General features: G+C 69.8%; 20 protein-coding genes. 12 read left to right on the top strand and 8 right to left on the bottom strand.

Translation table 11 applies throughout. The features are described 5' to 3' along the window. Positions 1–106 precede the first annotated feature (106 nt). The 3 genes from ACWDEX_RS15380 to ACWDEX_RS15370 all read left to right on the top strand — a co-directional run bounded on the left by ACWDEX_RS15380 (position 107) and on the right by ACWDEX_RS15370 (position 2,218). Positions 107–1,045 (top strand): PAC2 family protein, encoded by a 939-nt coding sequence (locus ACWDEX_RS15380; protein WP_450463832.1) that lies wholly within the window; start codon positions 107–109, stop codon positions 1,043–1,045. Between the two features lie 133 nt (positions 1,046–1,178). Continuing rightward, positions 1,179–1,787: a dephospho-CoA kinase gene (gene coaE, locus ACWDEX_RS15375; RefSeq protein ID WP_450463830.1), complete on the top strand. Its 609-nt coding sequence runs from the start codon at positions 1,179–1,181 to the stop codon at positions 1,785–1,787. A gap of 50 nt (positions 1,788–1,837) precedes the next feature. Continuing rightward, the gene (locus ACWDEX_RS15370; RefSeq protein ID WP_450463829.1) at positions 1,838–2,218 is read left to right on the top strand and encodes a tetratricopeptide repeat protein; all 381 of its coding nucleotides are present in this window, start codon (positions 1,838–1,840) and stop codon (positions 2,216–2,218) included. A 59-nt stretch (positions 2,219–2,277) separates the two neighbouring features. On the opposite strand, the gene ACWDEX_RS15365 is transcribed toward ACWDEX_RS15370, so the two are convergent. Further along, positions 2,278–2,556: a DUF6343 family protein gene (locus tag ACWDEX_RS15365; protein WP_450463828.1), complete on the bottom strand. Its 279-nt coding sequence runs from the start codon at positions 2,554–2,556 to the stop codon at positions 2,278–2,280. Between the two features lie 330 nt (positions 2,557–2,886). On the opposite strand from ACWDEX_RS15365, the gene ACWDEX_RS15360 reads away from it, so the two are divergent. Both ACWDEX_RS15360 and ACWDEX_RS15355 read left to right on the top strand, forming a co-directional pair. Continuing rightward, the gene (locus tag ACWDEX_RS15360) at positions 2,887–3,576 is read left to right on the top strand and encodes a class I SAM-dependent methyltransferase (protein WP_450463827.1); all 690 of its coding nucleotides are present in this window, start codon (positions 2,887–2,889) and stop codon (positions 3,574–3,576) included. Between the two features lie 116 nt (positions 3,577–3,692). Then, entirely contained in the window at positions 3,693–4,148 is a 456-nt protein-coding gene (locus ACWDEX_RS15355; RefSeq protein ID WP_450463825.1) for a DoxX family protein, read from the top strand. Between the two features lie 84 nt (positions 4,149–4,232). Here the strand turns inward: ACWDEX_RS15355 and ACWDEX_RS15350 are convergent, their stop codons facing one another. After that, the gene (locus ACWDEX_RS15350; protein WP_450463824.1) at positions 4,233–4,901 is read right to left on the bottom strand and encodes an RNA-binding S4 domain-containing protein; all 669 of its coding nucleotides are present in this window, start codon (positions 4,899–4,901) and stop codon (positions 4,233–4,235) included. 95 nt (positions 4,902–4,996) lie between these two features. Then, a complete protein-coding gene (locus tag ACWDEX_RS15345; protein WP_450463823.1) occupies positions 4,997–5,413 on the bottom strand; it encodes a RidA family protein in 417 nt (138 codons plus the stop codon). Between the two features lie 183 nt (positions 5,414–5,596). Here ACWDEX_RS15345 and ACWDEX_RS15340 point away from each other — a divergent pair, with 183 nt between their 5' ends. From ACWDEX_RS15340 to ACWDEX_RS15330, 3 genes are read left to right on the top strand one after another with little or no spacing between them, the layout of a single operon-like run. Further along, entirely contained in the window at positions 5,597–5,779 is a 183-nt protein-coding gene (locus ACWDEX_RS15340; protein ID WP_450463822.1) for a hypothetical protein, read from the top strand. Next, positions 5,776–6,567, top strand: a complete 792-nt coding sequence (locus tag ACWDEX_RS15335; RefSeq protein WP_450463821.1) for a nucleotidyltransferase domain-containing protein — start codon at positions 5,776–5,778, stop codon at positions 6,565–6,567. The genes ACWDEX_RS15340 and ACWDEX_RS15335 overlap by 4 nt, the downstream gene beginning before the upstream one ends. Positions 6,568–6,608: 41 nt before the next feature. Continuing rightward, positions 6,609–7,340, top strand: a complete 732-nt coding sequence (locus tag ACWDEX_RS15330; protein ID WP_450463820.1) for a DUF7873 family protein — start codon at positions 6,609–6,611, stop codon at positions 7,338–7,340. 430 nt (positions 7,341–7,770) lie between these two features. Here the strand turns inward: ACWDEX_RS15330 and ACWDEX_RS15325 are convergent, their stop codons facing one another. Both ACWDEX_RS15325 and ACWDEX_RS15320 read right to left on the bottom strand, forming a co-directional pair. Further along, positions 7,771–8,211, bottom strand: a complete 441-nt coding sequence (locus ACWDEX_RS15325) for a hypothetical protein (protein WP_450463819.1) — start codon at positions 8,209–8,211, stop codon at positions 7,771–7,773. Further along, on the bottom strand, positions 8,202–8,927 hold the full coding sequence (locus tag ACWDEX_RS15320) for an ATP-binding protein (RefSeq protein WP_450463818.1): 726 nt from the start codon (positions 8,925–8,927) through the stop codon (positions 8,202–8,204). The genes ACWDEX_RS15325 and ACWDEX_RS15320 overlap by 10 nt, the downstream gene beginning before the upstream one ends. Before the next feature lie 278 nt (positions 8,928–9,205). On the opposite strand from ACWDEX_RS15320, the gene ACWDEX_RS15315 reads away from it, so the two are divergent. Next, complete coding sequence (locus tag ACWDEX_RS15315) at positions 9,206–10,066, top strand: helix-turn-helix domain-containing protein (RefSeq protein ID WP_450463817.1); 861 nt, start codon at positions 9,206–9,208, stop codon at positions 10,064–10,066. Then, on the top strand, positions 10,067–10,321 hold the full coding sequence (locus ACWDEX_RS15310; protein WP_252421863.1) for a DUF397 domain-containing protein: 255 nt from the start codon (positions 10,067–10,069) through the stop codon (positions 10,319–10,321). A 255-nt stretch (positions 10,322–10,576) separates the two neighbouring features. Here ACWDEX_RS15310 and ACWDEX_RS15305 read toward each other — a convergent pair whose 3' ends face one another. The 3 genes from ACWDEX_RS15305 to ACWDEX_RS15295 all read right to left on the bottom strand — a co-directional run bounded on the left by ACWDEX_RS15305 (position 10,577) and on the right by ACWDEX_RS15295 (position 13,514). Next, positions 10,577–12,067 (bottom strand): glutamate synthase subunit beta, encoded by a 1,491-nt coding sequence (locus ACWDEX_RS15305; protein ID WP_450463816.1) that lies wholly within the window; start codon positions 12,065–12,067, stop codon positions 10,577–10,579. Between the two features lie 100 nt (positions 12,068–12,167). Next, positions 12,168–12,647, bottom strand: a complete 480-nt coding sequence (locus ACWDEX_RS15300) for an anthrone oxygenase family protein (protein ID WP_450463815.1) — start codon at positions 12,645–12,647, stop codon at positions 12,168–12,170. Between the two features lie 177 nt (positions 12,648–12,824). Continuing rightward, the gene (locus ACWDEX_RS15295) at positions 12,825–13,514 is read right to left on the bottom strand and encodes a DUF2293 domain-containing protein (RefSeq protein WP_450463814.1); all 690 of its coding nucleotides are present in this window, start codon (positions 13,512–13,514) and stop codon (positions 12,825–12,827) included. Positions 13,515–13,649: 135 nt separating this feature from the next. Between ACWDEX_RS15295 and ACWDEX_RS15290 the strand changes: the two genes are divergently transcribed. Then, positions 13,650–14,291 (top strand): uridine kinase, encoded by a 642-nt coding sequence (locus ACWDEX_RS15290; RefSeq protein ID WP_450463813.1) that lies wholly within the window; start codon positions 13,650–13,652, stop codon positions 14,289–14,291. Positions 14,292–14,346: 55 nt separating this feature from the next. After that, positions 14,347–14,760, top strand: coding sequence for a PPOX class F420-dependent oxidoreductase (locus ACWDEX_RS15285; RefSeq protein ID WP_450463812.1), 414 nt, complete (start codon positions 14,347–14,349; stop codon positions 14,758–14,760). Positions 14,761–14,809 lie beyond the last annotated feature (49 nt).

Genomic DNA, 14,809 nt, shown 5'->3' with positions numbered 1-14,809 from the left:
ACGGTTGAGCGGCACGGCTGAGCGGCGTGGTGTCGCGGCACGGGGCGGGAATGACCGCGCCCCAGCCCATGTTGTGCAGTACGAACACGAGGAGGCGCGGTCTACAGTGCTTGATCCGCAGGGTTTGTACGTATGGGAGCCGAAGGGCTTGGCAGTCGTCGACATGGCGCTCGCCCAGGAGTCGGCCGGACTGGTCATGCTCTACCACTTCGACGGGTACATCGACGCGGGCGAGACCGGCGACCAGATCGTCGACCGGCTCCTCGACTCGCTGCCCCACCAGGTCGTGGCGCGTTTCGACCACGACCAGCTCGTGGACTACCGGGCCCGCCGCCCGTTGCTCACCTTCAAACGCGACCGCTGGACCGACTACGAGGTGCCCAGCCTCGAGGTACGTCTTGTCCAGGACGTTACCGGGGCGCCCTTCCTGCTGCTGTCCGGACCCGAGCCGGACGTGGAGTGGGAGCGCTTCGCCGTGGCCGTCAGGCAGATCGTGGAGCGGCTCGGAGTCCGACTGTCGGTGAACTTCCACGGCATCCCCATGGGTGTGCCGCACACCCGGCCCGTGGGCCTCACCCCGCACGGCAACCGCACCGACCTCGTGCCGGGCCACCGCAGCCCCTTCGAAGAGGCACAGGTTCCCGGCAGCGCCGAGTCGCTGGTCGAGTACCGGCTCCTGGAGTCCGGGCATGACGTCCTCGGTGTCGCCGCGCATGTCCCGCACTACATCGCCCGTTCCCCGTACCCGGATGCCGCGCTGACCGTCCTGGAGGCCATCACCGCCGCGACGGGACTCGTCCTGCCGGACATCGCGCACTCCCTGCGCACAGACGCGTACCGTACACAGACGGAGATCGACCGGCAGATCCAGGAAGGCGACGAGGAACTGGTCGCGCTCGTGCAGGGACTCGAGCAACAGTACGACGCTGCCGCGGGTGCCGAGACGCGCGGCAACATGCTCGCCGAGCCCGTCGAGATTCCGTCCGCGGACGAGATCGGACAGGAGTTCGAGCGCTTCCTGGCCGAACGGGAAGGAGACAGCTGATCCGATAGGCTGCCCGTGACCGCGTGCCACCACATTCCGCTGACGCGGGAGCGAGCCGGTGGGCCTGATCAGCGGTATCGGAATCGGCAAGTTGTCCCCGCTCGGCGGGGGTTCGTGACGTGGAGGCGCGGTCATGCTGTCCGTGGGCCTGACCGGCGGGATCGGTGCCGGCAAGAGTGAGGTCTCGCGACTGCTCGTGGAGTGCGGGGCGGTGCTGATCGACGCGGACCGCATCGCGCGTGAGGTCGTCGCGCCCGGAACTCCGGGGCTCGCGGCGGTCGTCGAGGCCTTCGGGCAGGACGTCCTCGCGCCGGACGGCAGCCTGGACCGCCCCAAGCTGGGCTCCATCGTCTTCGCCGACCCGGAGAAGCTCGCCGTCCTCAACTCGATCGTGCACCCCCTGGTGGGCGCCCGCTCCCGTGCGCTCGAAACCGCCGCGGGCGAGGACGCCGTGGTCGTCCACGACGTCCCCCTCCTCGCCGAGAACGGACTCGCCCCGCTCTATGACGTCGTGGTCGTCGTCGACGTCGGCCCCGACACGCAGCTCGACCGCCTCGTCCGCCTGCGCGGCATGACCGAGGAGGAGGCACGCGCGCGCATGAGCGCCCAGGCGACGCGTGACAAGCGCCTGGAGATCGCGGACATCGTCATCGACAATGAGGTCCCCCTGGAGAAGCTGCGTCAGCGCGTGAGGGACGTATGGGAAGACCTCGGGCGCAGGGCGCGGCACTCACAGGAATAGCGACTGCCGCCGAGGGCGTTGAACCCGGGCAGTGAGGGAAGGACTCTGCTGTGCCCGAGACCAGCGATCCGACCGGACCTACTCCGGAGACGCATGTCATCGACTTCCGCGCTGCGGAGCAACTGCTCGCCGCGCGGGATCCACGGGGCGCGGTGAAGTTGCTCGACGGTGTGATAGCCGCGCACCCCGAGAACACGGCCGCGCGGTTGCTGCGTGCGCGTGCCTTCTTCGCCGCAGCACAACTACGGCCCGCTGAGCTGGAGTTCAGTATCGTGCTGGAACGCGAACCTGACAACGCGTTCGCACACTTCGCGTTGGCCCGCACCTACGAGCGCCAAGGGCGCCCGGAGCAGGCCAAACGCCATTTCCGACTGGCGGCCGCGCTGGATCCGAACCCCGAGTACCTGAAGGCGGCGCGCTTCGAAGCGTAGGCGTGCGCCCACGCGGTGGCGCGTGTCCAGAGGCCGCCGATCGTTATCGGGAGCGACCTTTACCGCTGGCGGCGGTGCTCCGGGGGCGGGTACGGCGGGACGTCGCGGCCCGGCTGCCAGTGAGGTCCCTGGCGGATGTGTCGCACGATCATGACCATGTCCGCGGTGACGATCAGCCACAGGACGCCGCACGCGGCCGCCCAGCCGGGTTGCCCGATGAGTGCGAACGCCACCGTTCCGAAGCTCGCCCAGGCCAGACCCCACACGCTCAGCCCGAGGCGCAACCGCAGGGCACTGCGTGCTGTCGTCGGTTCACTGCCCGTACGCATCGTCCTCATTGCTCCTACTGGAGGGGTACCCTCCGTGGCGCAGGTTCACCACGGACGAGGACCGGATTCAGCAGGGCCACACGCAGTGCAACCGGATCCGCGCGTAAGACGCCGTGGTGGGCGTGGGGCTCGCCAGTCGGCTGGAGGAACCCAAGGGTGGTCTGGACCACCTACGGGCAGGCCCGCATGGTTACGGCGCCGCGAGAGGTGCGTGCTGTGATCGGCGCCCGCCTCGCGGTCGAGCGGGAGTTCCAGCCTCGAACGTTTCACCCTATCGAGTGATGGCGGCGTGGGAACGGGGCGCCGTGGCCTGTCCGTTGTGCGGGCATGAGATCGAACATGCGAGAGGGATACGAGGGAACGGGTCCCGGCGCGATCACGCCCGACGGCTGTGCGGTCGAGTTGTACGAGCGGCTGCCGGTCGGGGACGAGCCGGACATCATCGCCGCGGCGGTGCCTGCGGGCGCGCACATCCTTGAACTGGGCAGCGGAGTCGGGCGGATGACCCACCCGCTGCTGGAGCGCGGCTTCACGGTCACGGCCGTGGACGAGTCGCCGGAGATGCTGGAGCGGGTGCGTGGGGCGCGCACGATATGCGGCCCGATCGAGGACATCGATCTGGGTGAGACGTTCGATGTGGTGATGCTCGCGTCGTTCCTCGTGCACGCGGGAGACATCGAGGTGCGGCGAGGCTTGCTGCGTGCGTGCGCGCGGCATGTGGCGGACGGCGGCTGCGTGCTGATCCAACGCGAGGGGGAGGACTATCACACGAACTTGCCACGCGAACGGGTCGACCCGAGCGGCTTCACGGTACGGATCGTGTCCGCGGAGCCGGTGGGGGACGGCGTCAACTCGGTGCGTGCGGAGTACGAGTTCCCCGATGCCTCCTGGACCCAGACGTTCCTGTCCCGGCCGCTGAGCAGGGAGCAGTTCGAGGAGGCGCTCACAGAGGCCGAACTGGAGGTGGACCGGTACCTGACGGAGGACGGGGTCTGGGTGAGGGCGGTGCCGGTGAAGCAGCCGAAGTGATCGGGGGAGGCGGTCCGGTGCCAAATCCGGCCGGACGGCGATGAGTTGCGGGGCGCGGGCGGGTCTACCACTGCGACAGCACAGCACCGTGGAACCACTTCTCACAGGAGAGTCCCATGTCCGAGAGCACCGCTCCCGTCACCCCTGCCGTTCCCGCCGCCTCGTCGGAGAGCCGAGGCCATCACCGGAGTCGGCGTGCCGAGATCTCCCTGCGTGCTGTGCAGATCGTGCTCGCGCTCTTCTTCGGGGGCGCGAGCGCGCTGCCCAAGCTGATCGCGCACCCGTCGGCCGTCGAGTCCTTCGACAGGATGGGCTGGGGGAGCGGGGGGATGTACACCATCGGTTTGCTCGAACTGGCGGGTGCGATCGCTCTGTTGATCCCGGTGCTGTCGTCGGTCGCGGCGGTGGCGCTTTCTGCGCTGATGGTGGGCGCGTTCATCGTGCAGCTCACCGCCTTCGACGGTGAGAACGCCGCGACGCCGCTGATCCTTATGGTTCCGTTGATCCTGATCGCCGTGGCCCGCCGGAACCGGGTGGCGGAGCTGGTGCGCCTGGTACGCGGCCGGGCCTGACCGCCTCCGCCCGCACCCGCCGCCCCGAAGGCTTCTGGGGGGGCCTCCCGGGCGGGGTGCAGGCCGGGCCCCGGGGCCCCGCGCTCAGAACCCGCCGTCGTCGCTCCGGTCATGGCGTCGGCGCTGGTCGCCGGAGCGGCCTCGTCCCGTAGACCCGCCCTCGGCGGTGGAGCCGGCGCCCGGGGGCGCGCCCAGGCCGCGAAGACGTTCCATATCGCGGCGGTCGCGTTTGGTCGGGCGGCCCGTGCCACGGTCGCGGATGCCCGCCGGTGCGATCGCCTCGCGGGGCGGCGGGGGCGGACTGTTGTCGATGTAGCACTGGACGGCCACCGGGGCACCCACCCGCTTGCGGATCAGACGCTTGACGACGACGATCCGCTCCCGGCCCTCATGCCGCAGACGCACCTCGTCGCCCACGCGCACGGAGTGCGCGGGCTTCACGCGCTCGCCGTTCAGCCGCACATGCCCGCCCCGGCAGGCGGTGGCGCCGGCCGAGCGGGTCTTCACGAGCCGCACGGACCAGATCCAGCTGTCGATGCGCACGCTCTCGCCGTTCGACGGTCCGGCCGCCTCGGCGGCCGCCACAGCGGCGGCGGTCCGCGCGTCGACCACCGCCGACTCGGTGGAGCCCTGTGGGTCGGATCGCCCCCCGTCCGCCTCATGGTCCCGGAGCGCCCCGGATTCCCGGCCCGGCGCGGCCGCACGGGTCTGCTCGGACCCGTCCGCCCTGCCGTCCGCACCTTCGATAGCCATGCTCCGACCTTAGCCCCCTGAGCCGGGCCGATCCGACGGCTTTTCCGCGCCGACTGCGGGGCGTCCACCCGGCACCCCGCAGTCCGGTGCCGCGCCTATTCGAGGTCGGTGTCCGCGGGAATGACCGCCGTCGCGGTGATCTCCACGAGTTGCCCGGTGTAGCCGAGGCAGGCCACGCCGATGAGCGTCGAGGAGTGCGGCCCGGTGCTGAGCCCCGAGGCTTCGACGGCGTCCCAGACCGCCGAGAGCATCGTGGGCTCGTCGCTCACCACGTACACGTCCGTCGACACGACATGCGCCATGTCGCTGCCGATCGCACGCAACTGCTCGCCGAGGTTGTCGAGCACCTGCCGGGCCTGCCGCACCGGATCGCCCGCGCCGACGAGCTTTCCGTCGGCGTCGAGGGGAACGGACCCGGCGAGGAAAGCGAGCTGGGTCCCCGCCTCCACGACGGAGGCATGCGCATAGCGGGGCGGCGGGAAGAGACTAGGAACCGTGACGCGCTTGAGCATCGTGTGCCTCCGGGAACGACATTCGATCTCGGCCGAGCGTGCGCTGGCCGAAGGGCAGCCCGTCGATCCTGCATGTTCGGGACGGCGCCCGCACCTGAATTCGACTCGCCTTGCACGGGACGACTCGCCCGGGACCTGGGCGACGTACGGTAGGCATTCATAGTCACGACGAAGGGGGGTCCGGTGGATGAGCTGACGGAGCCGGCGGTGGCGGGAGCGACCGCCCCCGTGACGTGGATGGTGTCCGGTTACCGCGCCGGGACCGAAGCGGCCGTCACGAAGGTCGCCAGCCGCGGTGTGCAGCACTCCACGGCCGTCCAGGCCCACACGGTGGGCGACTTGACCTTCGGGGACACGGACAGGTGAGCACCGACGACGAGAGGTTCCTGGCCGACATCGCGGACCGCCTCGCCGCCCTTCCCGGCGTCCGCGCCGTAGCTCTCGGCGGCTCCCGGGCCGAGGGCACGCATGGCCCGGACAGCGACTGGGACCTGGCCGTCTACTACCGGGGCCCGGACTTCGACCCCGCCGACCTGCGGGCCGTCGGCTGGCCCGGCGAGGTCTCCGAGATCGGCGGCTGGGGCGGCGGAGTCTTCAACGGCGGCGCCTGGTTGACCGTCGAGGGCCGCCGCGTGGACGTCCACTACCGTGATCTCGACGTCGTCGAGCATCAGTTGGCGGAGGTGGAGGAAGGCCGTTTCCAGGTGGAGCCGCTGCTCTTCCATCTGGCCGGTATTCCCACGTACCTGGTGGTGGCGGAACTCGCCGTCAACCGCGTGCTGCGGGGCGCACTCCCGCGCCCGCAGGCGTATCCCGACAAACTGCGCGCCTCCGCCGCTGAACGCTGGTACGGCACGGTCGGCGCCACGCTCGGGTACGCGAAGGCCAACCATGCCCCGAAGCGCCGCCTCACCGAGGTCGCCGGCGCCCTTGCCACCGCCGCCGTGCACACCGCCCACGCGGTGCTGGCCGCGCGCGGAGAGTGGGTGACCAATGAGAAGCGGCTGCTGGAGCGAGCGGGACTGCGGGGTGTCGACGGGATCGTGGCGGGGCTGACGGCCAGCCCCGACGTGCTCGAGCGGGCTCTCGTGTCGGCGGAGATGCTCTTCGCGGACGTCCTCTCCTCCACGACGGGACAGCCTCTAGGCCGATAATCCTTCGAAATCCTGGCATCCCCGCTGCTACGGTCTGCGGCGTGGCGAAACTCAATCAGATCATCGCAGTCGAGAAGGGCATCAAGTCCAAGTCCCATCAGGACCTGACGGCCGTTCACCACGGCTTGCAGAAGCCCGCGTTGCTCGCCGGGATCTCGCGTTCGTACCAGCCGAAGGACGAGGAGGGCGAGCAGCTGCCGCCCGAGTCCACGCGGGTCCAGGTACAGGCCGAGGACGTGCTGCGGCAGACCGCGGCGACGCTCACCAAGCTGTTCGACGTGACCGCCACGAAGGACTGGGCCAACTGCACCGCCAAGGCGGACGTGAAGGCGGACGGGCGCGTGCTCATCGCCGACGTCCCCGTGGCGTATCTGCTCTTCCTGGAGAAGCAGCTCGTCGATCTCAACGCCTTCATCCGCAAGCTGCCAGTCCTCGACGCTTCCGAGTCCTGGGTGCAGGACCCGTCTACCGACGCGTGGAAGACCGAGCCGGTTCGGACGCTGCGCACGAAGAAGGTGCCCCGCAACCATGTGAAGGCCGAGGCGACTGACAAGCACCCGGCTCAGGTCGAGGTGTACTACGAGGACGTGCCCGTCGGGTACTGGACGACGGTGAAGTTCTCAGGCGCCCTGCCCGCGCGGCGCGTGAACGAGCTTCTCGACCGCGTCGAGAAGCTACAGCAGGCCGTCAAGTTCGCCCGTGAGGAGGCGAACGGCGTGGACGTCGTCGACCAGCGGGTCGGAGAAGCTGTGTTCGGCTACCTGTTCGGGTAGCCTCAAGAACTCCCCGGCCGCGAACGACGGCCGGGGTGCGCGAGGAGCGCAAGCTGAAGCTGAAGCTTGTCGTGACGGCGCGGTTCCAGCGGAGGTTCGAATCCTCCCCACGGCTCAACTTCCGGCCGTGGTAGCCCAATTCGGCAGAGGCAGACCGCGATCAATCTCAGACTCTCGCTCCAGACTCAGCATTCGCCGCCGATCGCCGGATCGACCGGGCCCAGGCTCTGGTACGTCGAGATGCTGGTTCAAGTCCAGCTCGCGCAGCTCGATGCGCGATGGTCCAAAGGCAGGACGCGGCGACATAACGACTGACCTGGGTCCTCAACCGTGCCGGCGTGTGCACAGAGGCGGCATCACTGGGCCCGGGGGCCGGCTACGCCCTCGGGCCCGCTCCTGTTCGGCCCGTGTACTGCTCATGCTGTCCCGGTCAGGCGCTGAGCGGACGCGACCACGTCGGCGGTGTGCCCGTGAGGCGGCACAGGGCGAGATAGAGCGGGATCGGCGGGGTGTACGGCACGGTGTCGTGCGGTCGGTGGATGAGCCCGGGAACGGTCGGTGAGTCCGTGACGAGGGCGCCCTTTGCGTACCGCGCGGGCTCGGGCCAGTCGAGCGCGACGTCCGAGTCGGACGGCACGATCCACCACCACTCGGCCCGGTCGGCGTACACACACCCGACCCGCGGGAGCCGGGGCAGCAGCATCGGCCCGTAGTCGGCGGGCACGATCACCGCGTCGCAGCCGAGCGGAACCGTCATGCCCTCGGGCAGGGAGAGCCGCCTGGACCCCGGTCCGGGGGCCCGACGGGCCCGATCGAGGCGGACCAGCGAGTCCAGGGGCAGGGTCGCGGCCCGCACATTCCTCACACCCATTCGGTCCCCGTCTCCCAGGACGCCTCCGCCCCGGCGCCCCGGTCGTCCGCCGGGGGCTTCCTCGCGCTCCAGCCGAGATCGCAGCGTGCCTCATCGCCCGCCGGCGGCTTCTTCGCGCTCCAGCCGAGGTCGGAGCGTGGCGTGGTGTTCTCGGTGGCCCGGGACCTGTCGCCGGAACACGACAGGTCCCGGGAGGGCTGCGCCGGGAGGGAGTACTCGCCGGTTGCCCGCTGTTCGGCCGTCCGTGCCAGCTCGGCCCAGACGAGCAGCCCGGGCCCGGCCTCCTGGGCCCCCCAGGCCCGGGACATGGCCGCGACGAGAAGCAATCCCCTCCCGTGCTCCTCCTCGGGCCGCTGCGGAGCCGGGTGCGGCTCCCCTGGAGAGCATCCCTCGTCACGTACGGCGATGCGCACCAGGTCGTCCTCGTCGTGCAGCTCGCAGACGACGAACTCACCGGCGGTGTGCACGATCGCGTTGGTGACCAGTTCGGACACGACCAGGGCTGCCGTGTCGCACGTGTCCTCGCCCACCGCCCACCTGGTCAGCCGGGCGCGGGTCAGCTGCCGGGCCCGTGCGACGGAGTGCGGGTGTGCGGCCAGCTCGAAGCGGAATCGACGCTCGGTGGTGCCGGGGCACAGCCCCGCGGCGCCACCCGGGTCGAACCGGTCTGCGGCGACATCTGTTCCTAACGGCGCGGACGGAATCACGCTTGCCACTATCGCCCCGGCGTGAACACTTGGCAAGAGTCACTCTGAAAATTGCAGAGTGCAGTGTGACTTCGAGAACCGGCGTGGCACACTGCTCGCAACAGCACGTCAGGCGCCACCAGTTGGGATCTGACGCACGAACCTCGAGTCCGGGGCCGTGTCGGGAGGCTGCCGGTCGAATTCGAACACGGGCGCTGAACGGTGCGGAAAGGTTTCGAACGGCGTCGCCTGGGCGGTCAGGGTGCCGGAGGAAGGTCAGGGCACCGGAGGATGGGAGGGGGCACGGGATGAGTGAGCCGCGGTCGGCACCGACGGTCGGCCAGGTCGTTCTCGGTCGACGCCTGCTGGACCTGCGCGAACGTGCGGGTCTCAAGCGTGAGGAGGCTGCACGTGTCCTGCGTGTCGCCCCCGCCACCGTACGCCGTATGGAGATGGCCGAGGTCGCCCTGAAGATCCCGTACCTCCAACTGCTGCTGAAGTCGTACGGGGTGGGGGAGAGCGAGGCCGAGGCCTTCGTTCAACTGGCCGAGGAGGCCAACAAGCCGGGTTGGTGGCAGCGGTTCCACGACATCCTGCCGGGCTGGTTCTCGATGTACGTCAGTCTGGAAGGCGCCGCTGCGCTCATCCGCCAGTACGAGCCCCACTTCGTGCCCGGCATCATGCAGACCGACGAATATGCCCGGGGTGTCCTGAAGTCGGGTGCCGTCGGGCAGACCAGGCCCGAGGACATCGAGCGCCATGTGGCGCTGCGCATGCAGCGCCAGGAACTGCTCACACGGGAGGACGCGCCCCGCATCTGGGCGGTGATGGACGAGACCGCGCTGCGCCGACCGGTCGTCGGCCCGCAGGTCATGCGCGCCCAGGTCGAAAAACTGCTGGAGGTCACGAAGCTGCCCCACGTGACGCTGCAGGTGCTCGAGTTCTCCTCGGGTCCGCATCCGGGCACCTACGGGCCTTTCGTGCTGTTTCGATTTGCCATGTCAGAACTTCCGGACATGGTCTACAGCGAGTACCTGACCGGCGCCGTCTATCTGGACGCGCGCACCGAGGTGGCGACCCACCTCGAGGTCATGGACCGCATGGCGGCTCAGGCCGCTACGGCACAACGCACGAAGGAGATCCTGGAGGATCTCCGCAAGGAGCTGTGAATGGATCGCATCACGTCGCGCAAGCGCGTCTACAACGGCATGCCCGCCCGTGAACTCGGCAGCGAGGGCTGGCACAAGCCGTGGAGCGGAGGCAACGGCGGCAACTGCCTGGAGGCGATGAAGCTCGCCGACGGCCGGATAGCTGTCCGCCAGTCCACCGACCCGGACGGGCCCGCGCTGATCTACACCTCCGACGAGATGACCGCGTTCATCCAGGGGGCCAAGGCGGGGGAGGCCGACTTCCTGCTCTCGTAACGCTCTTGCTGCTCAACGACATTGTTATCCGCACTCATGCCGTGGCGTGCAGTTGATCACCGACTTACCCAGAGACATACGGAGCTCCTCATGACCGGGCAGGATTTCGCGCAGGACCCCGTCACAGGGAGGCGACCTGCGTCTCGGTGAGCATGTGCGCGCGGGGGCGCCCGAGGGAGGCGTTTGAAGGAGGTGTGCGCGGGGCGCCGATGCGGCGGCGACCCCGGTCCTCCGATGACCGGCCGCGGCCCCGCGCTACGCCTTCATCGGCCGGTCGTACGGCCCAATCGGTGCCGGCAGGCGCGATGCACCACCTGTCAGCCGATGGTCCACCGCAGCCGCCACGGCCCGGCCCTCCGCGATCGCCCAGACGATCAGCGACTGTCCGCGCGCCGCGTCCCCTGCGGCGAACACACCGGGGACGTTCGTCGTGAAGTTCTCGTCCCGCGCGATCGTTCCGCGCGTGTCGAGCGCGAGCCCGAGCTGGTCGATCAGGCCGTCCGTGCGGTCGGGCCCGGAGAACCCGAGCGCGAGCAGCACGAGATCGGCGGGCAGCGTTCGCCCGGAGCCCGGCAGTGGCCGGCGCCGCTCGTCCACCTCGACCAGATGCAGTGCCCGCACATGCCCGTCCGTATCTCCCGTGAAGCGGAGTGTGGACGCCGCGAAGAGCCGCGCGTCCGCGTCTGCCGCGGGTGCCGTCCGCAGATCGCGCGCCTCCTCGTGCGCGGCCGAGAGCCGGTAAACCTTCGGGTACGTCGGCCAGGGTTCGCAGTGCTCGTCCCGCTCCGCCTCCGGCTGAGGGTAGATGTCGAGCTGGGTCACGGACGCGGCGCCCTCCCGCACCGCGGTCCCCAGACAGTCCGCGCCGGTGTCCCCGCCTCCCACGATCACGACGTGCTTGCCGGCCGCCGACAACGGGGAGACGTCCAGGTCCCCCTCGCACACCCGGTCGGCCAGCGGCAGATACTCCATCGCCTGCTGAATCCCGGCCAACTCACGTCCAGGAACGTCCAGTTCACGCCAGGTCGTGGCGCCCGTCGCGATCACCACGGCGTCGTACCGCGCCCGCAGCTCCTCGGCTCCGACGTCCCTCCCTATGGTCGTCGACGTGTGGAACCTCGTCCCCTCGGCGCGCATCTGCTGCAGCCGCCGGTCGAGATGCCGCTTCTCCATCTTGAACGCCGGTATCCCATAGCGCAGCAGCCCCCCGATCCGGTCCGCACGCTCGTACACGGCCACCGTGTGCCCGGCGCGGGTGAGCTGCTGGGCGGCTGCGAGCCCAGCCGGCCCTGACCCGATGACGGCGACGGTCCGTCCCGACAGCCGCTCCGGCGCGCGCGGCGGTGCGAACCCCTCCTCCCAGGCCCGGTCCGCGATCGCGACCTCCACGTTCTTGATGGTGACCGCCGGTTGGTTGATGGCGAGCACGCACCCCGCCTCGCACGGAGCAGGACACAACCGCCCCGTGAACTCCGGGAAGTTGTTCGTGGCGTGCAGCCGGTCGCTCGCCGCCCGCCAGTCCTCGCGCGAGACGAGACCGTTCCAGTCGGGGATCAGGTTCCCGAGCGGGCAGGCGTCGTGGCAGAAGGGGATCCCGCAGTCCATGCACCGGTTTGCCTGGCGGCTGATGATCGGCAGCAGCGCACCCGGAACGTACACCTCGCTCCAGTCATGCACCCGCTCCTCGACGGGCCGACGGGGCCATTCCTCACGTGGTGTGGTCAGAAACCCCTTGGGATCGGCCATGGCCTTCCCCCTGCGTACGCGTACGCGGTCTTTGCGTGCCACAATACGACGCCACAGCACCGCCCGCTCCCCGGTGACGAGGCCTTCGTGACGGGTGCTCTCAGGTGAGGGCGAGGACGTAGGACAGCGTCGCGCCGGCCGACGCGACCATGCGGACGTGGTTCCACCTCGTCCACTCGCTCAGGTACGTGCGCCAGTACACGGCTGCCTCCTGGGAATCGGGGTCCATCTTCAGCAGCGAGGCATTGCGGGGTACGTTCGCCATGGCCGTGACTCCGAAGGCGCCTATCAGATACAGGGCGCTCCCCACGAGCAGCTCCACCGTGGCCTCCTCGGGCCACAGCACGAACGTCACCACGGCCAGCACGGCGCACAGCAACGCCGACCCCAGAAACACGATCATGAACGCCGGTGTGGTCGCCGCTCGGTTGATCGCGTTCATCGCAGCTACCGCCTGGGCCGGCGGTAACGAACCGAGCCCCTTCATCACGAACGTCGAGAACCCGCAGAACACCCCCGCCATCAGCCCGGTCCCGAGCGCCCCCAGCATGGTCAGCGCGAAGTACGGCCCATCGATCATGTCAACCCCCCGCATCGATCTTTCGAACTCTGTGATCCTTTCCAGCCCAGCGTGTCGCCACAAGCCCCGTGAGCGGCCGAGATTGCGGGATCGCATCCACCCCGCTGTTTCAGCGGGTGCGTTCGGCTCCGGTGCGGCCGACCCGGAGTCTCCCGCCTCGGCGCGAGCGGCCAGGGCTCATGCCACCTCTGGGAACCTCCACTCCCGCAATACGGTCTCCAGGCCCTCCGTGATGAGCCGTCTCGCCTCCGGCCGAGGCGTCCCCTCCATCAGCAACTGGTCGTATGGCGTCTCCGTGTGCCGTACGGACGCCCGTACCGCCCCTGTCACCGCCTCGGGCGACAGCGCCCGGCCTGCGGCACTGCGCCCGACCCGCCCGCTTCCGCGCACCGACGCATGTGCCGCGATCGCCCACGCCCGCTCGGACGGGCACCCGGGGAACAGCCGACGGATCTCTCGTGCGAAAGCCTCCATGAACCGCACGTCCTCCGCCGCCCGCCGCCGCGCGTCCCGCATCCGGCGCCTGCGCCGCGCCTCCGCGTCCGCCACGCACTGCTGCTCGGCCCGCGCGAACGCCACCTCCTCGACGAGCACCCCCTGCCGCTCGTACCGGCCGCGGCGCCGGTTGAACCGCACCACCACCGCCGACAACGCACTCGCCTGCTGTGACCGCCGGGTCAGCGCGGTGTCACCCCGCGGCAGGAACACCAGATGAGCGAGGTCCGCACAGTCCAGACACCGCGGTGCACCATCCTCCAGTACCAGCAAGGGCAACGGCCCGCTCCGGCACTGGGCGCAGTGCCGCCGTCGGAGCGGCTGGTACACGAGAAGGCCGTCAGGGGGAAGGGGAGTTGAGATCGGCGCCATGACCGCTTCATTCCCGTTCGGTCGCACGGCGATCGCGATGGGCCCGGCCGCACGCCCACTCCGGCGCGCATCCGTCCTTTGTGTCGCACACAACCTCAAGGCCGCACCGCCGGTCCACCGTCGCGGCGCGGCATCATGGGCCGTGTGCGACTCGAAGCGATCACCTGGGAACGGCTCGGCGATCTCCTCGCCGACCGGCTGCTCGACCTGAAGACCGACGACGGCAGCCCCTGGCCGCGCATCGCTTTCGACGGGGCTCCGGCCGCGCGCCCCGGCGACCTCGCCCGGCGCGTGTCCGACGCGCTGCGGATACGCGGCCGGTCCTCTTTGGTCGTCGGCGCCGAAGATTTCCTGCGGTCGGCGTCCTTGCGCTTCGAGCACGGTCGCCGTGACCCGGACGCCTATTACGACGGATGGATCGACACCGGCGCCCTGTGGCGTGAGGTCTTCGGCCCGCTCGAGCCCGGCGGCGACGGCCGCGTTCTGCCCGACCTGTGGGACCCGTCCGCCGACCGCGCCACCCGCAGTTCCTACGTCCAACTCCCGCCTGGGGGCCTGCTGTTGCTCCATGGCCCCCTCCTGCTGCGGCACTGGTTCCCCTTCGACCTGAGCGTTCATGTACTCCTCTCGCCCGGCGCCCTGCGCCGTCGCACCCCCGAGTCCGAGCACTGGAGCCTTCCCGCCTTCGAGCGCTACGAGGCGGAGGTGGACCCGGGCGCCGTCGCCGATGTCCTGATCCGCGCGGACGACCCGCGCCACCCCGCCTGGAACGGCTGATCGTGCGAACTCGTCAACCGCTTTACATGTACGTGCATTTAAATAGCATGGCCCCATGACATCCGCCTCCGACTCCTCGGTCTCCTTCGGCGACTCCGTCCGCGCCCTGCTCGACGCCAAGAACTTCGCCAGCGTCGCCACTCTCGGCCCCGACGGCGCACCCCAGAACTCGGTCGTCTGGATCAAGCGCGAAGGCGACACTGTCCTCTTCTCCTCGACCGACGGCCGTCAGAAGGTGCGCAACCTGCGCCGCGACCCCCGCATCAGCCTCTCCGTCTTCGACCTCACCGACCCCTACACCTCGGTCGAGATCCGTGGCACCGCCGAGATCCTCGCCGACGACGACAAACGCCTTCCCCGCGAGCTGTCGCACAAATACCTCGGCATCGACCCTCCGGGCGAGAAGGACGACGAGGTCCGCGTGATCATCCGCGTCGTCCCGCGGAAGATCGTGGGCTTCTCGGCCTGAGCGTGGACACCGTGGGCGCGCTCCGGCGCCCCGCGCTCGTGTAGCCACC

This window comes from Streptomyces sp. NPDC001020 (genome assembly GCF_053599115.1).
The sequence above is the reverse complement of the archived record's forward strand: the minus strand, read 5'-3'. Positions and strand labels throughout refer to the sequence as shown.

Coding starts and splice junctions, on each gene's coding strand:
- coaE (WP_450463830.1), top strand. CDS start 1,179: ATGCTGTCCGTGGGCCTGACCGGCGGGATCGGTGCCGGCAAGAGTGAG.
- ACWDEX_RS15365 (WP_450463828.1), bottom strand. CDS start 2,556: ATGAGGACGATGCGTACGGGCAGTGAACCGACGACAGCACGCAGTGCC.
- ACWDEX_RS15360 (WP_450463827.1), top strand. CDS start 2,887: ATGCGAGAGGGATACGAGGGAACGGGTCCCGGCGCGATCACGCCCGAC.
- ACWDEX_RS15355 (WP_450463825.1), top strand. CDS start 3,693: ATGTCCGAGAGCACCGCTCCCGTCACCCCTGCCGTTCCCGCCGCCTCG.
- ACWDEX_RS15350 (WP_450463824.1), bottom strand. CDS start 4,901: ATGGCTATCGAAGGTGCGGACGGCAGGGCGGACGGGTCCGAGCAGACC.
- ACWDEX_RS15345 (WP_450463823.1), bottom strand. CDS start 5,413: ATGCTCAAGCGCGTCACGGTTCCTAGTCTCTTCCCGCCGCCCCGCTAT.
- ACWDEX_RS15325 (WP_450463819.1), bottom strand. CDS start 8,211: ATGGGTGTGAGGAATGTGCGGGCCGCGACCCTGCCCCTGGACTCGCTG.
- ACWDEX_RS15315 (WP_450463817.1), top strand. CDS start 9,206: ATGAGTGAGCCGCGGTCGGCACCGACGGTCGGCCAGGTCGTTCTCGGT.
- ACWDEX_RS15310 (WP_252421863.1), top strand. CDS start 10,067: ATGGATCGCATCACGTCGCGCAAGCGCGTCTACAACGGCATGCCCGCC.
- ACWDEX_RS15305 (WP_450463816.1), bottom strand. CDS start 12,067: ATGGCCGATCCCAAGGGGTTTCTGACCACACCACGTGAGGAATGGCCC.
- ACWDEX_RS15300 (WP_450463815.1), bottom strand. CDS start 12,647: ATGATCGATGGGCCGTACTTCGCGCTGACCATGCTGGGGGCGCTCGGG.
- ACWDEX_RS15295 (WP_450463814.1), bottom strand. CDS start 13,514: ATGGCGCCGATCTCAACTCCCCTTCCCCCTGACGGCCTTCTCGTGTAC.
- ACWDEX_RS15290 (WP_450463813.1), top strand. CDS start 13,650: ATGGGCCGTGTGCGACTCGAAGCGATCACCTGGGAACGGCTCGGCGAT.
- ACWDEX_RS15285 (WP_450463812.1), top strand. CDS start 14,347: ATGACATCCGCCTCCGACTCCTCGGTCTCCTTCGGCGACTCCGTCCGC.